At 72.9% G+C, this 4,709-nt stretch carries 5 protein-coding genes; 3 read left to right on the forward strand and 2 right to left on the reverse strand.

Annotation, left to right across the window (positions count from 1 at the left end; genetic code table 11):
- Positions 1-890, forward strand: an 890-nt coding sequence (locus PROKR_RS07575) for an SDR family oxidoreductase (RefSeq protein ID WP_036961479.1), incomplete at its 5' end; no start/stop codon positions are given.
- 67 nt (positions 891-957) lie between these two features.
- Positions 958-1,785, forward strand: coding sequence for a helix-turn-helix transcriptional regulator (locus tag PROKR_RS07580; protein ID WP_036961480.1), 828 nt, complete (start codon positions 958-960; stop codon positions 1,783-1,785).
- A 71-nt stretch (positions 1,786-1,856) separates the two neighbouring features.
- Here the strand turns inward: PROKR_RS07580 and PROKR_RS07585 are convergent, their stop codons facing one another.
- Complete coding sequence (locus PROKR_RS07585) at positions 1,857-2,573, reverse strand: alpha/beta fold hydrolase (RefSeq protein WP_036961481.1); 717 nt, start codon at positions 2,571-2,573, stop codon at positions 1,857-1,859.
- A complete protein-coding gene (locus PROKR_RS07590; RefSeq protein WP_036961484.1) occupies positions 2,570-3,769 on the reverse strand; it encodes an alpha/beta hydrolase in 1,200 nt (399 codons plus the stop codon). The genes PROKR_RS07585 and PROKR_RS07590 overlap by 4 nt, the downstream gene beginning before the upstream one ends.
- Before the next feature lie 427 nt (positions 3,770-4,196).
- Here PROKR_RS07590 and PROKR_RS07595 point away from each other — a divergent pair.
- On the forward strand, positions 4,197-4,709 hold a 513-nt coding region (locus PROKR_RS07595; protein ID WP_245605740.1), incomplete at its 3' end, for a sigma-70 family RNA polymerase sigma factor.

Consider the following 4,709-nt stretch of genomic DNA (forward strand, 5'->3'; position numbering starts at 1 on the left):
AGGGCGAGGCCGCCGTCGCGCGACTACGGGCCGCGGTGCCGGACGCCGTCGTCGGCACCCGGCCGCTCGACCTCGCCTCCCTGGACTCGGTCGCGGCGCTCGCGGACGACCTGCTGGCCGACGGTCGGCCGATCGACCTGCTGGTCGCCAACGCCGGGGTGATGACGCCGCCGACCCGGCACACGACCGCGGACGGCTTCGAGCTCCAGCTCGGCACCAACCACCTGGGGCACATGGCACTCGTGGGACGGCTGCTGCCGCTGCTGCGGGCGTCCGGCTCGGGCACGTCCGACGGCCGGCCCGGCGGAGCCCGCGTGACCACGATGTCGAGCGCCGCGGCGCGGTTCGGCGCGATCGACTGGGCCGACCTGAACAGCGAGCGTGCCTACTCGCCCGTGCGGGCCTACAACTTCTCCAAGCTCGCCCAGCTCATGTTCGCGCTCGAGCTGGACCGGCGCAGCCGGGCACACGGCTGGGGCATCGTGAGCAACGCGGCGCACCCCGGCACCACCTACACGGGCCTGTACGCGGCGGGCCCGGCTCTGGGCACTGGCACTGGCACTGGCACGGGAACTGGCACTGGCATGGGGACGACGGGGACGAGCACCGGAGAGCCCCCGCGGATGGACGCCGTCATGCGCCGGCTGCTCGGCCTGGGCGTCATGGTGCAACCGGTCGAGATGGGGATCCTGCCCGCTTTGCAGGCGGTCACGGACGTCACGGCGGAGGGCGGGACGTTCTACGGGCCGGACGGCGTTGGCCACTTCACGGGCAGCGCCGCACCGCAGCGCGTCTACCGTGCGGCGACCGACGAGGCCGCCGCGAGCCGGCTGTGGGACGTCTCCGAAGGCCTGACCGGCGTCCGGTTCCCGGACGGCCCGGTGGGGTGATCGAAGGACCACGAGCACACGAGCAGCACGAGCGCACGAGCAGCATGAGCACGAGAGCGAGACGACGATGGACCGCCAGCAGCTGGCCGACTTCCTCCGGACCCGGCGCGAGGCGCTCCAGCCCGAGGACGTCGGGCTGCCGCGCGGGCGGCGCCGGCGCACCAGCGGGCTGCGGCGTGAGGAGGTGGCGGCGCTGAGCGGCGTCTCCGCCGACTACTACAGCCGCATCGAGCAGCAGCGCGGGCCGGTGCCCTCGGAGCAGGTGCTCGGCGCCATCGCGCACGGCCTGCACCTGACCCTCCACGAGCGCGACCGCCTCGTGGAGCTGGCGGGGCACGCGCTGCCCCGCCGGGTCCACCGCGGGGACCACATCAACGCCGGGATGATGCGCATCCTGGACGGACTGGCGGACGCGCCCGCCCAGGTCGAGAACGTGCTGGGCGAGACCCTGCGGCAGACCCGCCTGGCGGCGGCGCTGCTCGGCGACGAGACGTCGTACACCGGTCCCGACCGCGTGCGCGCCTACCGGTGGTTCACCGACCCCCGGGCCCGGGACCGCGTCCCCGAGGAGGACCACGGCCGCCACAGCCGCACGCTCACGGCGCGCCTGGCGGCGCTGCACGCGCAGACCGGGCCCAGGTCCCCGGCGGGAGAGATCGCGGCGAACCTCCGCGGCCGCAGCCCGGAGTTCGCGGCGTTGTGGGACGAGCACCCCGTCGTCGGCCCGTACTGCGAGCCCAAGCGGATGAACCATCCCGACGTGGGGCTCCTGGAGCTGCACGGGCAGACCCTGCTGGACCCCGACCAGAACCAGGCCCTGACGGTCTTCACCGCGGTCCCGGGGACGGAGAGCTACGAACGGCTCCAGCTCCTGTCGGTGGTGGGCGCGCTCTGAGCGCGCCGACGCCGGCCGGGCTGCTGGAGGGCTCCCGGCCGGCGTCGTCCTGCGGGTGTCGTCGCGGCGCGTCAGTCCGAGGTCGCCCGCACCGCCGCGATGATGGTCTCGGCCACCGTGACCGGGTGCGAGACGGCGACCGCGTGCGACGCCCCCGGCACCTCGGTCACCACACGGGCGCCTGCGCGCTCGGCCATGAACCGGACCAGCTCCGCCGGGATGTTGCGGTCGGACTCGCCGTACACGACCCACGACGGCAGCGTGCGCCACGCCGGCACGGCCGCGGGCAGGCCGTCTGTCAGGGCCGCCTCGGTCACCGGCCGCTGGGTGGCGGCCATCAGGTCGGCGAGGTCGGCGTCGACGTCGGCGGCGAACTGCTCGCCGAACACCTCCGGGCGGATCGCGAGCTCGTTGCCGCCGGTCGAGACCGGGTAGGCCTTGAGCGCCCCGCCGAGGGTGCTGCCCGGGAACTTCGCGGACAGGTCGAACGCGTTCTCGCCGGTGTCCGGCGTGAACGCCGCGACGTAGACGAGGCCCACGACCTTCGGGTTCGCCGCGGCGGCCTCGGTGATGACCATGCCGCCGTAGGAGTGCCCGGCCAGGACGACCGGCCCGGGGATGGAGGCGACGACGTCGCGCACGTACTGGGCGTCACCCGCGACGGAACGCAGCGGGTTGCCGGCGGCGACCACCGGGATCATCTGCTGCTGCAGGTGCCCGACGACGGCGTTCCAGCTCGAGGACTCGGCGAACGCCCCGTGGACCAGGACGACGGTGGGTGTGGTCATGACTGCTCTCCCTTGCTCGGTGCTGCTGTGTTGTCGGTGTTGCTGGGCTTGCTGGTCTTGCTGGTCTTGGTGGTGTCGCTGGTCAGGGCCTTGCGCAGCACGTGGACGGCCTGCTCCAGCGCCGCTGTGGTGGCCGCGGTGCCGCGGAGGGGGTTCAGCATCAGGAAGTCGTGGATCGTGCCGTTGTAGCGGACCGTCGTGGTCGGGACGCCGGCGGCGATCAGGTGCCGGGCGTACGCCTCGCCCTCGTCCCGCAGCACGTCGTTCTCGTCGACCACCAGGAACGCCTCGGGCAGGCCCGCGAGATCTTCGGCGGTGGCCCGCAGCGGGGACGCGGTGATCTCGCCGCGCCGCTCCAGGTCCGGCAGGTAGGCGTCCCAGAACCACGCCATGGCCTTGGCCGTCAGGTGCGGGCCGTCGGCGAACTCGCGGTAGCTCCCGGTGTCCTGCCCGGCGTCGGTCACCGGGTAGTACATCGACTGGTGCACGAAGGTCACGTCTCCGCGCTGCTTGGCCAGGATCGCCAGGGCGGCGGTCATGTTCCCGCCCACCGAGTCGCCGACGACGGCGAGCCGCGCGGCGTCGAGGCCCTCCGCCGCGCCCTCGCGGGTGATCCACTGCGCGGTCGCGTACGCCTGCTCGATCGCCACGGGGTACTGCGCCTCCGGCGACCGGGTGTACTCCACGAACACCACGGCCGCGCCGACGCCCACGGCCAGCTCGCGCACGAGGCGGTCGTGCGTGCCCGCGTTGCCGAGGATCCAGCCGCCGCCGTGCACGTAGAGGATGGTCGGCAGCAGGGGCTGCGAACCGTCCGGCGACTCGGTCGGCGACTCGTTCGGAGATCCGGCCGGAGCTCCGGCCGGCAGGAGGTCCGGCAGGAGGTCGGGCCCGCCTGTTGCGCTGTGCCTGCCGGGCTGGCTGTGCTGGGTGCTCTGGCTGTCCTGGCTGTCCTGGCTGTCCTGGCTGTCCTGGCGGTTCGTGCCGAGGGGCTTGACGATGCGCACCCGGACGTCGCCGACGTCGGCCGGGACGGTGATCCACTTCTCGTCGACGTCGGGCTTGTCGACCGGTGCCGCCTGGACGTCGTCGAGGAGCTTGCGGGCTCCCTCGACACCCAGCTCGTAGAGCAGCGGGGGCTTGGCGGTCGCGTCGGCGAACGCCTGGGCCGCCGGCTCGAGGACGTGCTCGCTCATGTCTGTCTCCTTGCGTTTGTTGCGCGTGAGTTCGGTCGTTCGTGGGTTCGACTGCTGATGGGTGGCACCCGCGTCCGCTGCTCGATGGTGTCGATGCATCTCGATGGGTGTCGCATGCCGGATCGCGGCTCGGCCATCGCAGGACAGGGGGACCGGGCCGTGTTTTTATCGGCCTCACACGTACGACCGGTCGGGGGCGCCGGCTGTGACAGCCGTTCGTCCCCGAGGTGATGGCATGACCGCTTCAGGTGCCCCAGAGCCGGGTTGTTCCGAGCCGGGTTGTTCCGAGCCGGAGAGTTTCGAGCCGGATTGTTCCGAGCCGGACTGTTCCGAATCGGATTGTTCCCAGCCGGGAAGTTCCGAGCCGGGGGAGGTAGGCCCGGACAGGTCAGGCCCGGGGAGTACGGGGCTCGACGCGGCGGTGGCCGTGTTCACCGAGGTCCGCCCGCAGCTGTTCGGGATCGTCTTCCGCATGCTCGGGTCGACGGCCGAGGCCGAGGACGTGCTGCAGGATGCCTGGATCCGCTGGCACACCACGGACCGGTCCGTCGTCAGGAACCCGCACGCGTTCCTGACCACGACGACCACGCGCCTGGCCATCAACATGCTGCGCAGCGCCCACACCCGGCGCGAGACCTGCGCGGGTCCGTCGCTCCCCGAACCGGCGGACACCGGCCACGACCCGGCGCTCGGCGCGGAGCGTTCCGAGGCCCTCGACGTCGCGGTGCTGGTGCTGCTCGAACGGCTCACGCCCACCGAGCGCGCCGCCTATGTGCTGCGCGAGGCGTTCGAGTACGCCTACGCCGACATCGCGGAGATCGTCCAGCTCTCGCAGGCCGCCGCGCGGCAGCTCGTCAGCCGGGCGCGCAAGCACCTCGCGTCCGGGCGGCGCCGCGCCGTGCTCGCCGACAAGCGGCAGGCGCTCCTGGAGGCGTTCGTC

This window comes from Promicromonospora kroppenstedtii DSM 19349, assembly GCF_000515355.1.
In the GTDB taxonomy this organism is placed as follows: Bacteria; Actinomycetota; Actinomycetes; order Actinomycetales; family Cellulomonadaceae; genus Promicromonospora; species Promicromonospora kroppenstedtii.

Coding starts and splice junctions, on each gene's coding strand:
- PROKR_RS07585 (WP_036961481.1), bottom strand. CDS start 2,573: ATGACCACACCCACCGTCGTCCTGGTCCACGGGGCGTTCGCCGAGTCC.
- PROKR_RS07590 (WP_036961484.1), bottom strand. CDS start 3,769: ATGAGCGAGCACGTCCTCGAGCCGGCGGCCCAGGCGTTCGCCGACGCG.
- PROKR_RS07580 (WP_036961480.1), top strand. CDS start 958: ATGGACCGCCAGCAGCTGGCCGACTTCCTCCGGACCCGGCGCGAGGCG.